The organism is Streptomyces sp. NPDC048424 (assembly GCF_040651555.1).
In the GTDB taxonomy this organism is placed as follows: domain Bacteria; phylum Actinomycetota; class Actinomycetes; order Streptomycetales; family Streptomycetaceae; genus Streptomyces.
In genome coordinates, this window is record NZ_JBEZKE010000005.1 from 184,949 (window position 1) to 203,000 (window position 18,052).

Genomic DNA, 18,052 nt, shown 5'->3' on the forward strand with positions numbered 1-18,052 from the left:
CGTCCCGCGTACGCCCTGAGCGTCATCGCCGAGGGCGATCATCACTTCCCCCGCCCCACCCTCCCCGGGCAGGCTGGCCGGCATGAAGCTGCTGATGCTGGGTGGTACCGAATTCGTCGGACGCGCGGTCACCGAGGACGCCCTCGACCGGGGCTGGCAGGTGACCGTCTTCCACCGCGGCCACCACGCGCCCCCGCCGGGCGCGGAGGCCCTGCACGGGGACCGCACCGCCCCCGGCGGCCTGGCCGCCCTCGCTTCCGGCGAGTGGGACCTGGTCGTCGACACCTGGGGCGGCGCCCCCACTGCGGTACGCGACAGCACCCGACTGCTGCGCGACCGGGCCGGACATTACGCGTACATCTCCAGCCGCTCGGTGTACGCCTACCCCGCCCCGGCCGGCCTCGCCGAGGACAGCCGCCTGGTCGGGGGTTCTCCGGACGCCGGGCCGACCGCCTACGCCGAGGACAAGCGGGGCGGCGAACTCGCCGTCCTGGACGCCTTCGCGGACCGCGCCCTGCTGGCGCGCGCCGGGCTGATCCTCGGCCCGTACGAGAACGTCGGCCGGCTGCCGTGGTGGCTGAACCGCACCGCCCGCGGCGGCCCGGTGCTCGCCCCGGGACCGCGGGAGCTCCCGATCCAGTACATCGACGTGCGCGACCTCGCGCACTGGACCCTGGACGCCGCCTCGGCGGGGCGCTCGGGCGCCTACAACCTGGTCTCCCCGTCCGGGCACGCCACGATGGGCGGACTCCTCGACGCCTGCGCCGCCACCACCGGGGGCGGCGCCGAACTGCGCTGGACCGACCCGGACCGGCTCCTGGAGGCGGGCGTGCAGCCCTGGACCGAGCTCCCGGTCTGGGTCCCCGAGGGCGAGGCCTACGACCACATGCACCGCGGGGACGTCTCCAAGGCGCTGGCCGCCGGCCTGAAGTGCCGACCGGTCGAGGAGACCGTGGCCGACACCTGGGCCTGGCTCCGCTCCCTCGGCGGGGTCGCCCCCCAGCGCCCCGACCGCCCCGCGCCGGGCATGTCCGCGGAGCGGGAGGGCGCGCTACTCGGGCTCTGACAGCCAGGCGTCCGCGAGGCGGGTCGGCGGGAGGTACTCGCGCACCAGCGTGCGGTGCCACCAGGCCCCCGTCTCGCGCCGCTCGCGCCAGGTGGTGAACCGGTAGCGGTAGAGCAGGGCCCGGACGTAGACGGGAGGCGCGTCCGGGAACGGGTTGTGGCGCAGTAGCCGCAGCGTGTCCCGGTCGCCCGCCAGCAGCCGCTCCACGAACGGCCCGAACCAGTCCCGCGCGTAGCCCGGGGAGATCGCCGCGAACCACATCAGCCAGTCCAGCCGCAGGTGGTACGGGGCGAACTGGCGCGGGATCCTGCGCAGTTCGGTGGGCTTTCCGCGGAAGCCGTACTCCCGCCAGGCGCCGCCGTCCTCGTGCGGCATCCGGTCCGCGGTGCCCTCGACGACCACCTCCATGCGGACCCGGCCGACCGAGCCGAAGGCCCCGTAGGTGTTGACCAGGTGCAGTGCGTCGAAGGAGCGGTTCATCACCTGCCGCCGCGAGATCATGTTGAGCACCGGGAGGCGGCTGAGGAACAGCACGAGGGCGGTCACCGCGCAGACCAGGACCACGAACCACACGGGAGCCCCCCGCGAGGCGGCGGCCGGCGGAGCGCCCGCGAGCCCCGTGAAGTCCACGGCCGACAGGGCCAGCGTGATCGTCAGCCAGTTCAGCCAGGCGAAGTTGCCGGACAGCACCAGCCACAGCTGCGTCGCGACGATGATCCCGGCGGCGTACGAGGCCACCGGCTGCGGGGTGAACAGCAGCACCGGGACGACCAGTTGGGTCACGTGGTTGGCCGCGCACTCCACCCGGTGCAGCGGCTTCGGCAGATGGTGGAAGAACCAGCTCAGCGGCCCGGCCATCGGCTGCGTCTCGTGGTGGTAGTAGAGGCAGGTCAGCTTGCGCCAGCAGGAGTCCCCGCGCATCTTGATCAGCCCGGCCCCGAACTCCACGCGGAAGAGCACCCAGCGCAGCAGCCACAGCACCAGCACGGGCGGCCCGGCCCGGGCGTTGCCGAGGAACACGGCGAGGAAGCCCACCTCCAGCAGCAGCGACTCCCAGCCGAAGGAATACCAGGTCTGCCCCACGTTCACGATGGAGAGGTAGAGCAGCCACAGCAGGGCCCACATCGCCATGGCGGCGCCCAGCGGAACCTCGTCCCCGGCCCCGGCGGCCAGTGCCGCGGCCAGTGCCGCGCCGGTCCAGGCGCAGCCGGCGAAGAAGCGGTCCGAGTAGTGCAGTTGGAACAGGCTCGGGGCGCGCCGGAAGGGCACGTACCGCACGTAGTGCGGCACGGGCAGCATGCCGTGCGCCCCTATCAGGGCCCGGAACTGCAGGGCGGCCCCGACGAAGGCGACGAGGTAGATCCCGGCCAGGGCCCGCTGGAAGACCAGCCGGGCGAGCCAGTATCCGGGCGCCGTGAACCAGTCCATCGCCTCCAGTATCGGACGGGTCAGGCGGCGGTGGCCAGCGTGCGCAGGCGGTGGCCCAGCCAGCGGGCGTAGCGCAGCTGGAGGAAGGGGACCACCGGGCCGGCGAGGCGGGTGTACCAGCTGTTCGGGCGGCTGAAGGCGGTCACGGTGAACCACACGGTGCCGTCGGGGTCCATGTCCACGATGAAGGATTCCTCCCCGCACTCGGGGTGGCCGGGCCGGGTCCCGTAGGCGAAGCCGATGCGGGTGGGTTCGTACGCCGTCCAGATCACCTCGCAGGGGGCGTCGATGCGCAGCGGCCCGAGGCCGATCCCGACGATGACGCGGCTGCCGGGCCGGACCGCTCCGGCATCGGCCCGTACCCGCATTCCGGAGGTCCGGTGCGCGTGGAAGGTGGTCACGGCGGTGCCGGCGGCCTCGAAGACGGCCCGGCCGTGCCCGAGGCGGGTGCGGTGGTCGAGGTGGTGGTATCCGACGGGCAGTGGCCGGTGGGCCGTCGCGCCCTTGTCGGGGTAGTTGACGGTGTCCCGGCCGGCGCTGATGAGGCGGGTCATGGCGAGGTCTCCAGTCGGTGGGTGGTCAGCGGGGGGCGGTCAGCGGTGGGGCGGCCACCGCTGGGTGGTCGGCGGGGGGAGAGTGGTCGACGGCGAGCCGGCGCCACGCCAGCACCGAGCAGAGGGCGAATCCGAGGGCGTTCCCGAGGCCGTGGGTCGCGGCCATCCAGGTCAGCGTGGGGTGCACGATCCCGGTGGCCTCGCCGGCCGCCCACCACAGGGCGAGCAGCATGGTGGCCACCAGCACGGCCGCCGAGGTCGCGAGCAGGGCCCGCGTGCCCCGGTCCCGGGCCGCGGGGCGGATCTCCCGCCAGGTCAGCAGGGCCACGGCCCACATCCCGCCGGTCAGCACCACCGCGCCCACCAGCTCCGCCCAGTCGTCGACGAAGTAGCCGAGGAGTACGAGCAGGGTGCCGGCCGGGACGCTGTACGCCGCCCAGCGCGAGAGCCCCGTCGCGGGCCGGTCCCGGACGGCCCGGCACACGAGCCCCGCGACCAGCGCGGCCGCGAACCCGGCGAAGTGGAAGTGCGGCACGGTGAGCGCCAGGATGTCGAGGTCGAAGCCGAAGAGCCGGTATCCGGCGCGCTCGGCGACCAGCGCGGTCCCGGCGATCGAGGGCGAGACCAGAGCGGTGGCCACGGCGATCCCGGACGGGTCCGGGAAGCGGCCCGGGGGGCGGCCCCGCAGCAGCCGGACCGGGGCCCGGGCCGCGAGCGCCAGGCAGGCCGCCGCGTAGAGTGCGGCGAGCGCCGTGGCGGGCAGCCCGCGCGGCAGCCACAGGCAGAGTGCGCCCGGGGCGGCGAGCAGCGGCCAGAGGCGGGCGGTCCGGCGGAGCCCGGCCGGGTCGATCAGGCGCAGGCCCGCGGGGACGACGTAGAGCATGCCCAGGGTGACGATCACGTTCACCAGTACCGACACCCTGGACTCCCCCCAACGCTGCGGCCGAACGCCTTGAACGCGTTCAACTCACGGTGATGACCTTACGACCTTCCTTGAACATGTTCAAGACGCCCTCCGGTTGCGGGTCTCGCGCTCATGCGGCAGACAGGAGGGAGCAATCGGGGCGAAAAGGGAGATAACGTGCACGCACCGTCAGTTCCGACACCTCGTCAGACGTCGGGCCGTCACCTACCGGCCGGCGCCGCCCTCTTGGCCCTCCTCGGGCTGTTCGCCGCGGGCTGCGGCGGCGAACAGCCGCCCAAGAGCGCCGCCGGACCCGAGAGCCAGGAGATCTACCTCCAGCCCGTGGCCTCGGCCGGCCCCGACCCCTTCACCGCCTCCTCGGCCACCGCCGAGTCCGCCCCCGTACAGCCCCCGCTGCCCAACCCGACCGGACAGGGCATCCGCACGATCAACGCGGCCACCCCCGGCCTGTACGGCGGCACCCAGCGGCTCGGGAGCTGCGACGTGGAACAGCAGGTCCGCTTCCTGACCACGGACAACGCCAAGGCCCGCGCCTTCGCCCAGGCCGCGGACATCGAACAGGCGAGCATCCCCGAGTTCCTGCGCGGCCTGACGCCCGTCGTGCTGCGCGCCGACACCCGGGTCACCAACCACGCCTTCCGCGACGGCCGGGCCGACGGCTTCCAGTCCGTCCTGCAGGCCGGCACCGCGGTCCTCGTCGACGAGCACGGCATGCCCCGGGTGCGCTGCGGCTGCGGAAACCCGCTGGCCTCCCCGCTCGCCGCCAAGGGTTCCCCGGTGCACAAGGGCGATCCGTGGAGCGGCTACCAGCCCAACCAGGTCGTCGTGGTCGAGCCCACCACCCAGGTGATCAACAACCTGGTGATCGTCAACATCGCCGACAACACCTGGATCGAACGCAAGCGGGGCGACGACGGGGCCCAGGACCGGCCGCCGCGCCTGCTGCCCCAGTACGACCCCGCCGACGGGATCCCGACGGGCCCCGTCACCCCGTCCGGGCCCGCCTCGACCCAGCCGTGCCGGAGCGAGCCGGCCGGAGCCGCGCCGGACTGCCAGCCGACCGGATCGGCCCCGCAGAGCCCGCAGAACCCGCAGGGCCGGAACCCGCAGGGCGAGAACCCGCCGCAGAGCCCCGGCGTCCCGCAGAACCCGGGTTCGCCGTCGGACGCCGTCCCCCGGCCGCAGCAGCCCCGCTCGGACGTTCCCTCGGACGTCCCCCCTTCCGACCTGCCGGGCGGCGACGTGCCCTCGGACCTGCCCTCGGACATTCCGTTCGACCTGACGCAGCCGGACCCGAACAATCCGGGTCTCGTGCCCGAGCCCGACGGCTCGATGCCGCAGCCGTTGGATCCGTACACCGACCCGTACACCGATCCGTACGCGGACCCGTACACCGATCCGTACGCGGACCCCTACACGAACCCGGACCTGCAGCCGCAGCCCTCGGACGGCAGCTCGGACGGGACCTCGGACGGGAGCCACTCGCTGGAGAGCGCCTGACCGGCCGGTGTGTCATGGTGGATCGGTGCCGACCACCGTATCGCTGCCGGACGACTGGCCCGCACACCCGGACCGGTCGCTCTGGCTGAACCGCATGGGCAGTTTCGACTGGGACCTCGTGACCGGTCTCATGCACATGGACGAAGCGGCCCTGGACGTCTTCGACACGACCCCCGACGAGTACGACGGCCGGCCCGAGTCGCTCTCCCCGCGCGTCCCGGCCACCGAGTCGACGCGCCTGGACGCCCTCGTCTCCTCCGCCCTCAAGAGCGAGGTGGACAGCTACGGCGCCTACTTCCGCATCCGCTGCCACGACGGGCGGCTGCGCTGGACGCACACCCAGGGCCGCGTCATGCGCGGCCCGGACGGGCGCCCGTACCGGATCATCGGCATCGTCCGCGACGCGACGGACGAGCTCAGCCACTCGGCGGAGCGCCTGGGCCTGGACGAGGAACGCCGTCGCCAGACGTCGGTGGTCGAGTCCACGACCGCCGCCCTCGCGCACGCCCGGACCGTCCGGGACGTCATCGACGTCATCGGCGACGCCCACGGCCTGGAGCGGCTCGGCTCCATGGGCATGGTGATGGGCCTCGTCGAGGCCGGGCGCATCCACCTCGTGGCCGAGGGCCCCCAGGACAGTTTCGTCCCCGGCACCCGCTACACCCGCGTCGACGAGCAGTACCCGATGAGCGAGGTCGTCCGCTCGCTCCAGCCGCGCTTCCTCGACTCCGCGGAGGAGTTCGCCGAGGGCTATCCCGACCTCTGGGCGAAGATCTCGTACATGCGGATCTCGGCGGCCGCCTACCTGCCGCTCATCGCCCAGGCCCGCCCCATCGGCGCGATCGGACTGCTCTACCAGGACAAGGACGGCTTCACCCAGGAGGAACGCAACCTGCTCGTCGCACTCGGCAGCAGCATCGCGCAGAGCCTCCAGCGGGCCATGCTGCTGGAGCAGGAGCACGACCTCGCCGAGGGCCTGCAGCAGGCCATGCTGCCGAGGCGGATCCCGTCGGTGCCCGGCGGGGAGATCGCCGTACGGTACCGCTCCGCCCGGATGGGCCGGGACATCGGCGGCGACTGGTACGACATCATCCCGCTGCCGGGCGGCCGGGTCGGCGCCGTCATCGGCGACGTGCAGGGCCACGACACGCACGCGGCCGCGGTCATGGGCCAGCTGCGGATCGTCCTGCGCGCCTACGCGGCCGAGGGGCACTCGCCCGGCACGGTCATGGCCCGGGCCTCCGTCTTCCTGCACGAGCTGGACACGGACCGCTTCGCCACCTGCACCTACGTGGAGGCAGACCTCTCCACCGGCGTCCTCCAGCTGGTACGGGCGGGCCACATCGACCCCCTGCTGCGCACCCGCGACGGGGACTGCCGCCGGCTCCCGGTGGAGGGCGGGATGCCGCTCGGCCTCTCGGCCGAATTCGGCCGGCTCGAGTACCCGGTGACCACGGTGGAACTGGACCCCGGCGAAACGCTCCTGCTGTGCACCGACGGCCTCGTGGAACAGCCCGGCGCCGACCTCGACGACGGCATCCGGCTGCTGGCCTCCCAGATCCGCAGCGGCCCGTCGGACCTGCAGTTCCTGGCGGACCGGCTCTGCGAGGTCGCCGACGACCGGGGCGGGAACGACGACATGGCGCTGCTCCTGCTGCGCCGCGAGGTGGCGGCCGCCCCCCAGGCCGGCAGCCGCCTGCAGCAGCACGTGGCACCCGGCGACCCCGAGGCCCTGGTGGCGGCCCGCCACATGATCGGGGCGGCCGTGCGGGCGTGGGGCGCGCGGGAGCGGTCCGACGAGATCGAGCTGGTCGCGGACGAGCTGATCGTGAACGCCCTCATGCACACCGACGGCCCGGCGATCGTCACCCTGCGGGTCCTGGCGGGCCACGAGCGCAGGCTGCGGGTGGAGGTCGAGGACCGCTCCAGCGCGCTGCCACGGCGGCGCGAGGCGGGGGAGGCGGGAGTCTCGGGACGCGGCCTGATGCTGGTGGACCGGCTGGCGGACGTCTGGGGCGTGGAACCGCGCGGCGGCGGCAAGTGCGTGTGGTGCGAGTTCGTGATGGGCTAGGTCCTGTCCGGGCGATCCTCGTGGATCGGGCCGGGGGGTCTGGTGCGGTGCATCGCAAGGCGGAGGAGCGCAGCTCGTACTTGGCCGTACTCGCGCGCTCCGACAACGCGGCGAGGTGCCTGCCTGGGGGCACCTCCCAGCGGTAGCTGGGGGAGGGTCGCGGGCCCGCGAAGTTTGCCCGGACAGGGCCTGGGCCGTCTCTTTAGACCTGGCGGGCGCCTCGGCGGTCCGGGCGGCGCCGGTGGGCGGGCGCGGCGGCAACGTGCGCCCGGGCGGGGAAAGTCCGTTGCGGGGCGCCGCCCGGTCCGTGAGGATCGACGGCGATGACTATCGCCATGGATGACGTCCGCCGGCTGCTCAAGGCAGGGGACCTGCCCGGAGCCGTCCGTTCGCTTCGCCCCCGCGCGGAGACCCTCCCCGTTGCCGAACTCGCCCAGGCCACCAGGGCCTTGGCCGAGAGCGCCGGCTTCGAGGACCTCGCCGAGGCCGCCCGGGCCGCCGCCGGGCGGGCCGACGAACCGCAGGCCCTCTACGACTTCGGCTACGCCTGCGTGGAGCGCGGCGTCGCCTTCCTCGCCCTCGCGCCCCTGCGCGAGGCGCTCCGGCTGCTCCCCGACTCGCGGCCGCTCCTCGCCGAGCTGGTCTCCGCCCTGGAGGACGAGCACCGGCACACCGAGGCCGCCGCGCTGCTCGCAGGTCGCGGCGACCGGCTGCCAGCCTGGCCCGAGACGTACCTGCTGGTCCACCACACCCTGCTCGCCGGGGACCTGGACGCCGCGGAGGGGCTGCTGCTCGGTCTCCCCGCCCCCGAGGACCCCCAGTGGTCGGGCGCGCGCAAGCGCCAGGCGCGCCAGGTGCTGCGCAGCGGCCAGTCCCGCAGGGCCCAGGAGACAGCGGGGCACCCGGACCCGCTCGGCCCGGCCGACCTGCGCGGCTGGCACTTCGGCCTCACCGGCGGGCTGCTCGGCACCCTCTCCCCGTACGGCTGGGACGCCGGGATGACGGGCCGGTACGCCTACCTCGGCGACAGCCCCGAACAGTGCCGCCGCGGCCTGGCCCGGCTCGCGCTCGCACTGGAGGCCGCCGAGCGCGCCCCCGCGAGCGTCTCGCTGCTGCCCGGCCGGTCCGACCGGATCCTCGGGCTCGCCGCCGCCCGGGTGCTCGGGCTGCCCGTCGTCCCGTACGAACCCGGCCGTGCCGACACCCTCGTCGTCGCCTACGACCTGAACGCGGCCGACCAGGAACTCGTCCGCACCCTGCGCGAGCGCGCCGACGGCCAGATCCTCCACGAGCACGCCACCTGCTGGACCGATCCGCCCGCGGTGAGCGCCGACTCCAGCGCGCTGCTCTGCCAGTACGTCGCCCCGCCGTGGCAGGACGACGACCGGCCCGAGGAGGAGATCGCCGACGAGATCGCGACGGCCGACCCGGCCCCGGACGGGGGCGACGGCGCGACCCCGGCCGACCCGGACGAGGCCTTCCGGGCGTTCGTGACGGCGGTCCGCACCGGCTGGCTCGCGGCGCCCCGCGACCGGGTCGCGTCACCGGGCCCCGTGCCCAGCTCGCGCTTCGCCTGAGGCGGCGGCAGGCTGGACCCATGCCGGAGCTGCCCGAGGTCGAGGCCCTGCGCGAGTACCTCGACGAGCACCTCACCGGGCGGGTGGTCGAGCGCGTCCTCCCGCTCGCCGTCAGCGTGCTCAAGACGTACGATCCGCCGCTGTCCGCCCTCGAGGGGCAGTCGGCCGGCGCCACCGCCCGCCACGGCAAGTTCCTGGCCCTGCGGATCGGCGGGCTCCACCTCGTCACCCACCTGGCCCGGGCCGGCTGGCTGCGCTGGCAGGACGCCCTGCCCGCGCAGCCGCCGCGCCCCGGCAAGGGGCCGCTCGCGCTGCGGGTCGTACTGGAGGGCGGCGGCGGCTTCGACCTCACCGAGGCCGGGACCCAGAAACGCCTCGCCGTGTACGTGGTCCACGACCCCCTGGAGGTCCCCGGCATCGCCCGGCTCGGCCCCGACCCGCTGGCCGAGGACTTCGACCGGGACGCCTTCGCCGCGCTGCTCGCCGGGGAACGCCGCCAGGTCAAGGGCGTGCTGCGCGACCAGGGCGTCATCGCCGGCATCGGCAACGCGTACAGCGACGAGATCCTGCACGCGGCGAAGGTCTCCCCCTTCAAACTGGCCGCCTCGTTCGACGACGATCAGGTGACCCACCTCTACGAGGCCGTGCGCACCACCCTGGGCGAGGCCGTCGCCCGTGCGCACGGAGTGGCCGCCGGTGCGCTCAAGGCCGAGAAGAAGAGCGGGCTGCGCGTGCACGGCCGGGACGGGGAGCCCTGCCCGGTGTGCGGGGACACCGTCCGCTCGGTGTCCTTCGCGGACTCCTCGCTGCAGTACTGCCCGACCTGCCAGACGGGCGGCAAGCCGCTGGCCGACCGGCGGCTGTCGCGGCTCCTCAAATAGCCGGGCGCTGCGTAGACTCCCGCGCCATGGCCGAGGAGCAACCGCAGCCGCCGCAGTCGCCGCCCCGGCGCGAGATCGTGACCGGGGTGCCCCGGGGCGCCCGCCGCCGGCCGCCCGCGCACGCCCCGGCCCGTTCGGAGATCTCCGAGCACACCACCCTCGGGGCCACCTACGTACGCGCGCTGATGCGCAGTCAGCTGCGTGCCGGCCTGGGGGCGGTGGCCGCGCTCGCGGCGCTGGTCGGGACGCTGCCGCTGGTGTTCGCGCTGCCGCGGGCGGCGTCGGGGCCGCTGGTGTGGGTGGTGCTCGGGCTGCTGGTGTATCCGGTGATGTGGCTCATCGCCCGGTGGTACGTCACCCGGGCGGAGCGCAACGAGGCCGATTTCACCGGCCTGGTGACCGATCCGGCCGAACGGTCCTCGTAGGGGCGTCAGAACAGGTGCATCGCCAAGTGGCCCAGCGGCAGTCCCAGCTGCCAGGCGGGGGTCCACACCCGCGCGTTCTCGTCCAGTCCCGGCGGGGTGTCGGCGTGGCCGTGCCGCCCGGGGTCGAGGTTGGTGGCGAAGAGCTCGGTGCGGTCCAGCCAGCGCCACGCCGCCCGGGCCAGCTCCAGGTCGGGATCCTCGCCGCGGCCGCGCTCCCTGGCCTCCTCGCCCAGCGCGAGGAACCGCGTGTGCACCCAGTCGCGCCAGGGGTGTCCGTACGCCGTCAGTGACATCCACTCGTCGAGCTGCGAGACCACGCGGATCCCGGAGAGCTCGCCGGCGGCGTCCGAGAGGTAGATCGTCAGGGCGAGCGTGTCGCGTCCGGCCCGGAACTCCAGGGTGCTGACCGGGATCAGCCGGCCCGTACGCAGCAGTTCGTCCGCGATGTACTCGGCGTAGAGCCAGGCCATGGGCACCGCGAGCCCGCCGTCACTGGTGCCGTTCGTACCCTCGGGCTGCACCGTTCCACCTTCTCCCACGCTTCGAGCATCCCGTCGTCGTCAGCACGAGCCTTCACCGAGCGGCTCGCCGGGCGGGGGATGTTTACGCAACTTGGACGCTCTGATGCCCAATTCCGTGCGTTTTTTGTCCGGTCCGCGCCCCTTCACGGCGCTCCCGGACCCATTGCCCGGATGTTCCCGCGTGCCGGAAGCTCAGGCTCCGAGGCCGTAGCCGTACCCCTGGAGACCCTTGCGCAGGGCGCGGAGGGCGTAGTGGGTACGGGACTTGACGGTACCCGCCGGGATGCCGAGCTCGACGGCGGCCTCCGCCACCGACCGGTCCCGGAAGTAGACCTGCATCAGCACCTCGCGGTGCTCCTGCCCCAGGGACCCCACGGCCCGCCGGACGTCGATCGCGGTGACCGAGCCGGCCACCGCGTCCTCGGGCGCCGGCGCCTGCTCCAGGCCCTCCGCGTCCACCTCCAGCGGGCGGGACAGCCGTGCCCGGCGGGCGTCGATGGCGAGCCGCCGGGCCACCGTGAACAGCCACGGCCGCATCGATTCGTGCCCGCTCGCCAGGGCCTCCGGGTGCTGCCAGACCCGTACGAGGGTCTCCTGTACGAGGTCCTCCGCGCGCTGGGCGTCGCCGGCGGTGAGGCCCAGCAGGAATCCGAACAGGGCCCGCCCGTGGTCGCGCTGGAGTTCGGCCAGCGCCTCGGGGTCCGTGTGCGGGAGGGCGGGGGAGAGCGGCACGAGGGGCTCCTTCCGAGGTGCGTGGGGGTCCGACAGGGGTCCGTACGGGGTCCGTGGCGGAGGCGTTGCGTTCACCCTGACCTGCGGGGAGCCGCCCGGGAACCGTCCCGCCCGGGCGATGCGCCCAAGCACCCGGGTCGTCCGCCGGGCGGGCGTGCGGGTCGGTGAACGGTCGAACGGCACGGCGAACGGCAGGAGGCGCCGCCGGTGTCCGCCGTTGGGGTGGGCCCGGTGCCCGCGTGCGGATCCGTTCCTTGACTTGCGGCGTCTACTTCTATGGATTGCAGGTGATCAGATATCAGATAGTCGTACTAATGAGAGCTGGGCAGATGACCAAGCGAACCCGGCCCCAGGCGGTCGCCCTCCTGTCGGCCCTCCTCCTGTCCGCGGCCGCCGCCGGCTGCTCGGGCACCGGCGACCCCGCACCCGCCCGCCTCGGCGAGAGCGCCGGACGGGCCCCCTCCAGCGCCGCCGGCGCCCCGGCCGGCAAGGGCTTCACCCTCGTCGCGAGCGGCGACGTGCTCCCGCACACCTCCGTCATCCAGCGCGCGGCGAACGACGCGGACGGCGACGGCTACGACTTCAGGCCGATGTTCTCCGGCGTCAAGTCCGTGGTCTCCGCGGCCGACCTGGCCCTCTGCCACATGGAGACCATCTACGGGGAGGAGGGCGGGCCGTTCTCCGGCTACCCCGCCTTCAAATCCCCGCCGGAGGTCGCCGACGGGCTCAAGGACGCCGGGTACGACGGCTGCTCGACCGCCTCGAACCACACCCTCGACGACGGGGCCGCGGGACTGCGCCGCACCCTGGACCGCTTCGACAAGGTCGGGCTGAAGCACGCCGGCTCGGCCCGTACGGCGGCCGAGGCAGCCACGGTGACCACGTACACGGCGGGCTCCGCCAAGGTCGCGCACCTCGCGTACACCTACGACACCAACGGCTACCCGCTGCCCGAGGGCCAGCCGTGGGCGGTCAACCTGATGAAGCAGGACAAGATCATCGCGGATGCGCGGGCCGCCCGGAAGGCGGGCGCCGACGTGGTGCTGGTGAGCGTGCACTGGGGCACGGAATGGCAGACCGAACCGGACGAGACCCAGCTCTCGCTCGGCAAGGCGCTGACCGCCTCGCAGACCGGCGGCCGGCCGGACATCGATCTTGTGCTCGGAACGCACGCCCATATCCCGCAGCCCTACGAGAAGGTCAACGGGACCTGGATCATCTACGGCATGGGCGACCAGGTCGCGGGCGAGATGTTCAACTACACGGGCGCCCGGGACATGCGGGGCAACTACGGCTCGATCGGCCGCTTCACCTTCGCCCCGCCGGCCGCCGAGGGGCAGCGCTGGCAGGTCACCAAGGCCGAGTTCGTGCCGCAGATGATGGACCTGTCCGCCGGCCGGGTCGTCAACCTCGCACGGCCCTCCGACCGCGAGGACCACGAGAGCGCCCGGGCGGACATCATCGAGGCCGTCCTCAGCCGCGGCGCCGCCAAGGACGGCCTCACCCTCGCCCAGTAGGGCCCGGGGCCCGGTCCTACGGGACGACGGTCACCGGCCAGCGGCCCGCCCTGACCAGCCGGATCGCCACCGAGCCCACGATGCGGTGGCCCGCCTGCTCGGAGGCCCCGACCACCACCGCGTCCGCCATCAGCTCCTCCGCCGCGCTCACCAGCCCGGCGTACGGGTCGCCGCGGAAGGTGTGGAACTGCCAGCGCACCTCGTAGATGCCCTTGAGCCGCTCCGCGGACTCGCGGATCTCGGCCACCAGCCCCTCCGCGATCTCCCCGGTGGTGTCGGCCACCGGCGCCCCCAGTGCGGCCCCGGCCGGCATCACCGGCTGGACGTACACCAGCGCCAGCAGCGCGTTCTGCCGCCGGGCCAGCCCCGCCGCGTAGGCCGCCGCCCGCAGCGAGGAGTCGGACCCGTCGACCCCGGCCAGGATCACCTTCGGTCCGTCGGTACCGCGTTCGAATCCCGTGTTCACGTGCTCCGTCACCCTGCCGAGGTTAGGCGATGCCCCGTTCCGCTCGGCGCGCGCACCCGCTCGGCCCTCCCTACAGTGCGAACCATGAGTGCCACCGTGGAGGAGACGCGCGGGACCCGGAACCGCTTCCTGAACCGGGTGCCCGACGGGTTCGGCGCGTTCTTCGGAGCGCTCGGCCTGCTGTGCGCGCTGCTCTCGCTCTCCCCGACGCTGCGGCGGCTCCTGCGGCACGTCGTGCGCTTCCTCGACCTGATCGTCGTCCCGGTCAGCGCGAACCTCGCCTATGCCGTGTTCCTCTTCCTCCTCGCCGCGGCCCTCGGCACCCGCAAGAAGGTCGCCTGGTGGATCGTCATCACCTATCTGGCCCTGCTGATGCTCGACGACGTACTGGACATGGCCGTCGGCGACTACTGGATCGGCGTCCCCTCCATGGCCATCGCCGTCGCCGCGACCGCCGTGCTGATCGCCGCCCGCGACGAGTTCTACGCCGCCTCCCGGCCCGGAGCCCTGTGGCACGCCCTGCTCGTGCTGGGCCTCGGCCTGCTCGCCGCCGTCCTCGTGGGCTGGGGGCTCGTCGCCCTCTTCCCCGGTACGCTGCCCCGCGGCCAGTGGCTGGACTGGGCCGCCAAGCAGGTCTTCGGCGGCCTCTTCTCGGCCCGCCAGTTCGACGGCAGCCCGCCCCGCCCGCTGTACTTCCTGCTCGGCCTCTTCGGCGCCCTCGCCCTGCTGAACGCGGCCGCCACCCTCTTCCGCTCCCAGCGCCTGACCGCCGCCCTGCACGGGGACGAGGAGCCCCGCATCCGCGCCCTCCTCGGCGCCTACGGGCGCAACGACTCGCTCGGCTACTTCGCCACCCGGCGCGACAAGGCCGTGGTCTTCGCCCCCAACGGCAAGGCCGCCGTCACCTACCGCGTCGAGGCCGGCGTCTGCCTCGCCAGCGGGGACCCGGTGGGCGACCCCGCCGCCTGGACCCCGGCCGTCGACGCCTGGCTGGCCGTGGCCCGCCGCCACGGCTGGCAGCCCGCCGTCATGGGCGCCTCCGAGGACGGCGCCACCGCCTACGCCCGCTCCGGACTCGGCGCCCTCCAGCTCGGCGACGAGGCCATCCTGCACGTCGCCCACTTCGACCTCGACGGCCGGGACATGCGCGTCACCCGCCAGGCCGTCAACCGGGTCAAGCGCACCGGCGCCACCACCCTCATCCGCCGTCACTCGGCCCTCTCCGAGGACGAGATGCAGATCATCGTCGACCGGGCCGACCACTGGCGGGACACCGAGACCGAACGCGGCTTCTCCATGGCCCTGGACCGGCTCGGCGACCGCGCCGACGGCGACTGCCTGCTGGTCGAGGCCTTCGACGCGCAGGGCGAACTGATCGCCCTGCTCTCCTTCGTCCCCTGGGGCAAGGACGGCATCTCCCTCGACCTCATGCGCCGCGACCGCGCCGCCCCGAACGGGGTCATGGAGTTCATGGTCGCCCAGCTGTGCGCCGCGGCCCCCGGCCTGGGCGTCCGGCGGATCTCCCTGAACTTCGCCGTCTTCCGCTCCGCCTTCGAGGAAGGCGGCCGGATCGGCGCCGGCCCCGTCCTCAAGCTGTGGCGCAAGCTGCTGCTCTTCTTCTCCCGCTGGTGGCAGCTGGAGGCGCTCTACCGCTCGAACGTCAAGTACGGCCCCGAGTGGTACCCGCGGTTCCTCTGCTACCAGGACGCCGGCTCGCTCGCCCGGGTCAGCCTCGCCTCCGGCATCGCCGAGGGCTTCGTCTCCGTACCCAGCCTGCGCACCCTGTGGGGCAACGGCCACCCCAAGGGACTCACCAACCCCGCCACCACCGAGGGGCTGCCCTCCATCGACTCCCTGGGCCTGGACGCCGTGGGGGAGGAGGGCGAGGGGCTCGCCCCCGCCGAGCGGCTGCCCGAGCAGGTCCGCGTCCGCCACGCCAAACTGGAACGCCTCCGGGCCGCCGGCATCGACCCCTACCCGGTGGGAATCCGCCCGCGCACCCACACCGTCGCCCAGCTGAAGGCCGCCCTCCCCGGCCTCGCGCCCGGCGCCCGGTCCGGCGAGCAGGCCACCCTCGCCGGGCGCGTGATGGTCGTACGCGACCTCGGCGGCGTGGTCTTCGCCGTCCTGCGCGACTGGTCCGGCGACGTGCAGCTGATGCTCACCCGCGACGAGTCGGGGAGCGAGGTGCTCGACTCCTTCACCTCCCAGGTCGATTTCGGCGACCAGGTCCTGGTCAGCGGCGAGGCCGGCGCCAGCAAGGCCGGCGAGCCCTCCCTCGTGGTCCGCTCCTGGCAGCTCACCGGCAAGTGCCTGCGCCCCCTGCCCGACAAGCGCAAGGGACTCGCCGACCCCGAGGCCCGGGTCCGGCGCCGCTACCTCGACCTCGTCGCCAGCCCGGAGGCGCGCGACGTCGTACGGGCCCGCTCCAGCGCCGTCCAGGCCCTGCGCCAGGGGCTGCTGGAGCGCGGCTACCTGGAGGTCGAGACCCCGATGCTCCAGCAGATCCACGGCGGCGCCAACGCCCGTCCCTTCCGCACCCACATCAACGCCTACGACCTCGACCTTTACCTGCGCATCGCGCCCGAGCTCTACCTCAAGCGGCTGTGCGTCGGCGGCATGGAGAAGGTCTTCGAGATGGGCCGCACCTTCCGCAACGAAGGCGTCTCCTACAAGCACAACCCCGAGTTCACGATGCTGGAGGCCTACCAGGCCTTCGCCGACTACGACGTGATGCTCGACCTCACGCGCGAACTGATCCAGGGCGCCGCCACCGCGGCCTTCGGCTCCCCGATCGCCCACAAGGCGGGACCGGACGGAAAGCTCGTCGTCCACGACATCTCCGGGCCCTGGCCGGTCAAGACCATGTACGGCGCCATCAGCGAGGCCCTCGGCGAGGAGGTCGACGCCGACACCGGGGAACCCGTACTGCGCAGGCTGTGCGACCGGGCCGGCGTGCCGCACGCCCCCGAGGACACCCGCGGCGACGTGGTCCTGGAGATGTACGAGCGGCTGGTGGAGGAGAAGACCGAACTGCCCACCTTCTACAAGGACTTCCCCACCGACGTCTCCCCGCTCACCCGCCAGCACCGCAAGGACCCGCGGCTCGCCGAGCGCTGGGACCTGGTCGCCTTCGGAACCGAACTGGGCACCGCGTACTCGGAGCTGACCGACCCCGTCGAGCAGCGGCGCCGGCTCACCGCCCAGTCCCTGCTCGCTGCGGGCGGCGACCCGGAGGCCATGGAGCTCGACAACGACTTCCTGGACGCACTGGAGTACGCGATGCCGCCGACCGGCGGCCTGGGCATCGGCGTGGACCGCCTGGTCATGTTCCTCACGGGCCTGACGATCCGCGAGACGCTCCCGTTCCCCCTGGTGCGGCGCGGCTGACCGGCCGCCCGGCTGGTCCGGGCGGGTGACCGGGACGGGGCGCGTCCGCGCCTCTCGACATCTGCGGCGATGTCGTTGATACGTAGTAAGAATGAAAAATGACGAGCCGACAGTAGGGCGGCGCGCGCTCCTGCGTACCGCCGTCTTCCTCGGAGTCGCGGCCGCCGCCGGACTGGTCTCCTCGGGCGGGGAGGGCGGAACGCCCGGTACGCCCGGTGCCGGCGGTGCGCCGGGCGCCGCCGGGCCGGGGCCGCATCCCGCGGCGGGAGCACCCGGGGCCGCCTTCCCCCAGGGACTGCCCGAGAAGGCCTACCGGCTGCGCCCCATGACCTCCGACGCGCCGGCCCGGGCCGCCGCCGTGAAGCCGGCCGTCCGGACCCGGCCCATCCTGGAGCTCCCGGCCGACGCGAGCACCGCGAGCTCCATGGTGCTCACCTTCGACGACGGCCCCGATCCCCGCTACACCCCGGGCATCCTCGACACCCTCGCCCGGTACGGCGTACGCGCCATGTTCTTCGTCTGCGGGGAGATGGCCGCGGAGAACCCGAACCTGCTGCGCCGGATGGTCGCCGAAGGGCACGTCATCGGCAACCACACCTGGACCCACCCGCTCATCCCGCAGCTCAGCCGGCCCGCCCTCGCCTCCGAGATCGGCCGCACGAGCGAGGTCGTACAGCAGACCGCCGGCGAGGCGCCGGTGTGGTTCCGGGCACCGTACGGGGCGTGGAACCGGGCCGCCTTCGAGATCGGGGCCGAGCTGGGCATGGAGCCGCTCGCCTGGACCGTGGACACCCTGGACTGGAAGGAGCCCGGGACGGGCACGATCATCTCCCGGGTCCTCGGCGGCGCGGGCCCCGGCGTGATCGTCCTGTCGCACGACGCGGGCGGCAACCGCTCGCAGAGCGTCCAGGCGATCTCCTCCTACCTGCCCCAACTGCTGGCGCGGGGCTACCGGATGACCCTTCCGACGCTGCCGCCGCGCTGAGCGGCCCGCTCCCC

15 protein-coding genes are annotated in these 18,052 nt (G+C 73.7%); 9 read left to right on the forward strand and 6 right to left on the reverse strand.

All coding sequences use genetic code 11. The annotated features are described in order from the left end of the window. Nucleotides 1–82: 82 nt before the first annotated feature. On the forward strand, nt 83–1,066 hold the full coding sequence (locus tag AB0D29_RS09585) for an NAD-dependent epimerase/dehydratase family protein (RefSeq protein ID WP_362852971.1): 984 nt from the start codon (nt 83–85) through the stop codon (nt 1,064–1,066). On the opposite strand, the gene AB0D29_RS09590 is transcribed toward AB0D29_RS09585, so the two are convergent. From AB0D29_RS09590 to AB0D29_RS09600, 3 genes are read right to left on the reverse strand one after another with little or no spacing between them, the layout of a single operon-like run. Then, complete coding sequence (locus AB0D29_RS09590; RefSeq protein ID WP_362852972.1) at nt 1,052–2,494, reverse strand: lipase maturation factor family protein; 1,443 nt, start codon at nt 2,492–2,494, stop codon at nt 1,052–1,054. The two genes, AB0D29_RS09585 and AB0D29_RS09590, sit on opposite strands and share 15 nt — an antisense overlap. 20 nt (nt 2,495–2,514) lie before the next feature. Beyond that, nucleotides 2,515–3,048, reverse strand: a complete 534-nt coding sequence (locus AB0D29_RS09595) for a DUF1990 domain-containing protein (RefSeq protein WP_362852973.1) — start codon at nt 3,046–3,048, stop codon at nt 2,515–2,517. 25 nt (nt 3,049–3,073) lie between these two features. Continuing rightward, on the reverse strand, nt 3,074–3,967 hold the full coding sequence (locus AB0D29_RS09600) for a YndJ family protein (protein WP_362852974.1): 894 nt from the start codon (nt 3,965–3,967) through the stop codon (nt 3,074–3,076). Between the two features lie 231 nt (nt 3,968–4,198). Here AB0D29_RS09600 and AB0D29_RS09605 point away from each other — a divergent pair, with 231 nt between their 5' ends. The 5 genes from AB0D29_RS09605 to AB0D29_RS09625 all read left to right on the forward strand — a co-directional run bounded on the left by AB0D29_RS09605 (nt 4,199) and on the right by AB0D29_RS09625 (nt 10,427). Further along, on the forward strand, nt 4,199–5,473 hold the full coding sequence (locus AB0D29_RS09605) for a DUF6777 domain-containing protein (RefSeq protein ID WP_362852975.1): 1,275 nt from the start codon (nt 4,199–4,201) through the stop codon (nt 5,471–5,473). A 7-nt stretch (nt 5,474–5,480) separates the two neighbouring features. Then, entirely contained in the window at nt 5,481–7,544 is a 2,064-nt protein-coding gene (locus AB0D29_RS09610) for a SpoIIE family protein phosphatase (protein WP_362852976.1), read from the forward strand. A gap of 323 nt (nt 7,545–7,867) precedes the next feature. After that, nucleotides 7,868–9,121: a hypothetical protein gene (locus AB0D29_RS09615; RefSeq protein WP_362852977.1), complete on the forward strand. Its 1,254-nt coding sequence runs from the start codon at nt 7,868–7,870 to the stop codon at nt 9,119–9,121. A gap of 20 nt (nt 9,122–9,141) precedes the next feature. Next, on the forward strand, nt 9,142–10,002 hold the full coding sequence (locus AB0D29_RS09620) for a DNA-formamidopyrimidine glycosylase family protein (protein WP_362852978.1): 861 nt from the start codon (nt 9,142–9,144) through the stop codon (nt 10,000–10,002). A gap of 26 nt (nt 10,003–10,028) precedes the next feature. After that, entirely contained in the window at nt 10,029–10,427 is a 399-nt protein-coding gene (locus AB0D29_RS09625; RefSeq protein WP_362852979.1) for a hypothetical protein, read from the forward strand. Nucleotides 10,428–10,432: 5 nt separating this feature from the next. Here the strand turns inward: AB0D29_RS09625 and AB0D29_RS09630 are convergent, their stop codons facing one another. Continuing rightward, a complete protein-coding gene (locus tag AB0D29_RS09630; protein WP_051837618.1) occupies nt 10,433–10,897 on the reverse strand; it encodes a hypothetical protein in 465 nt (154 codons plus the stop codon). 243 nt (nt 10,898–11,140) lie between these two features. Further along, on the reverse strand, nt 11,141–11,680 hold the full coding sequence (locus AB0D29_RS09635) for a sigma-70 family RNA polymerase sigma factor (protein WP_362852980.1): 540 nt from the start codon (nt 11,678–11,680) through the stop codon (nt 11,141–11,143). Between the two features lie 329 nt (nt 11,681–12,009). Here AB0D29_RS09635 and AB0D29_RS09640 point away from each other — a divergent pair, with 329 nt between their 5' ends. Continuing rightward, the gene (locus tag AB0D29_RS09640) at nt 12,010–13,197 is read left to right on the forward strand and encodes a CapA family protein (protein WP_362852981.1); all 1,188 of its coding nucleotides are present in this window, start codon (nt 12,010–12,012) and stop codon (nt 13,195–13,197) included. Between the two features lie 16 nt (nt 13,198–13,213). Here the strand turns inward: AB0D29_RS09640 and AB0D29_RS09645 are convergent, their stop codons facing one another. Then, nucleotides 13,214–13,675 (reverse strand): universal stress protein, encoded by a 462-nt coding sequence (locus AB0D29_RS09645; RefSeq protein ID WP_362852982.1) that lies wholly within the window; start codon nt 13,673–13,675, stop codon nt 13,214–13,216. Nucleotides 13,676–13,747: 72 nt separating this feature from the next. Between AB0D29_RS09645 and lysX the strand changes: the two genes are divergently transcribed. Continuing rightward, entirely contained in the window at nt 13,748–17,053 is a 3,306-nt protein-coding gene (gene lysX, locus AB0D29_RS09650) for a bifunctional lysylphosphatidylglycerol synthetase/lysine--tRNA ligase LysX (RefSeq protein WP_362852983.1), read from the forward strand. 91 nt (nt 17,054–17,144) lie between these two features. After that, a complete protein-coding gene (locus tag AB0D29_RS09655; RefSeq protein WP_362852984.1) occupies nt 17,145–18,038 on the forward strand; it encodes a polysaccharide deacetylase family protein in 894 nt (297 codons plus the stop codon). Nucleotides 18,039–18,052: the final 14 nt, after the last annotated feature.

Bases quoted from the DNA above. Each gene is read 5' to 3' on its own strand.
- AB0D29_RS09585 (WP_362852971.1), top strand. From the start codon at position 83: ATGAAGCTGCTGATGCTGGGTGGTACCGAATTCGTCGGACGCGCGGTC.
- AB0D29_RS09590 (WP_362852972.1), bottom strand. From the start codon at position 2,494: ATGGACTGGTTCACGGCGCCCGGATACTGGCTCGCCCGGCTGGTCTTC.
- AB0D29_RS09595 (WP_362852973.1), bottom strand. From the start codon at position 3,048: ATGACCCGCCTCATCAGCGCCGGCCGGGACACCGTCAACTACCCCGAC.
- AB0D29_RS09615 (WP_362852977.1), top strand. From the start codon at position 7,868: ATGACTATCGCCATGGATGACGTCCGCCGGCTGCTCAAGGCAGGGGAC.
- AB0D29_RS09620 (WP_362852978.1), top strand. From the start codon at position 9,142: ATGCCGGAGCTGCCCGAGGTCGAGGCCCTGCGCGAGTACCTCGACGAG.
- AB0D29_RS09625 (WP_362852979.1), top strand. From the start codon at position 10,029: ATGGCCGAGGAGCAACCGCAGCCGCCGCAGTCGCCGCCCCGGCGCGAG.
- AB0D29_RS09630 (WP_051837618.1), bottom strand. From the start codon at position 10,897: ATGGCCTGGCTCTACGCCGAGTACATCGCGGACGAACTGCTGCGTACG.
- AB0D29_RS09640 (WP_362852981.1), top strand. From the start codon at position 12,010: ATGACCAAGCGAACCCGGCCCCAGGCGGTCGCCCTCCTGTCGGCCCTC.
- lysX (WP_362852983.1), top strand. From the start codon at position 13,748: ATGAGTGCCACCGTGGAGGAGACGCGCGGGACCCGGAACCGCTTCCTG.
- AB0D29_RS09655 (WP_362852984.1), top strand. From the start codon at position 17,145: ATGAAAAATGACGAGCCGACAGTAGGGCGGCGCGCGCTCCTGCGTACC.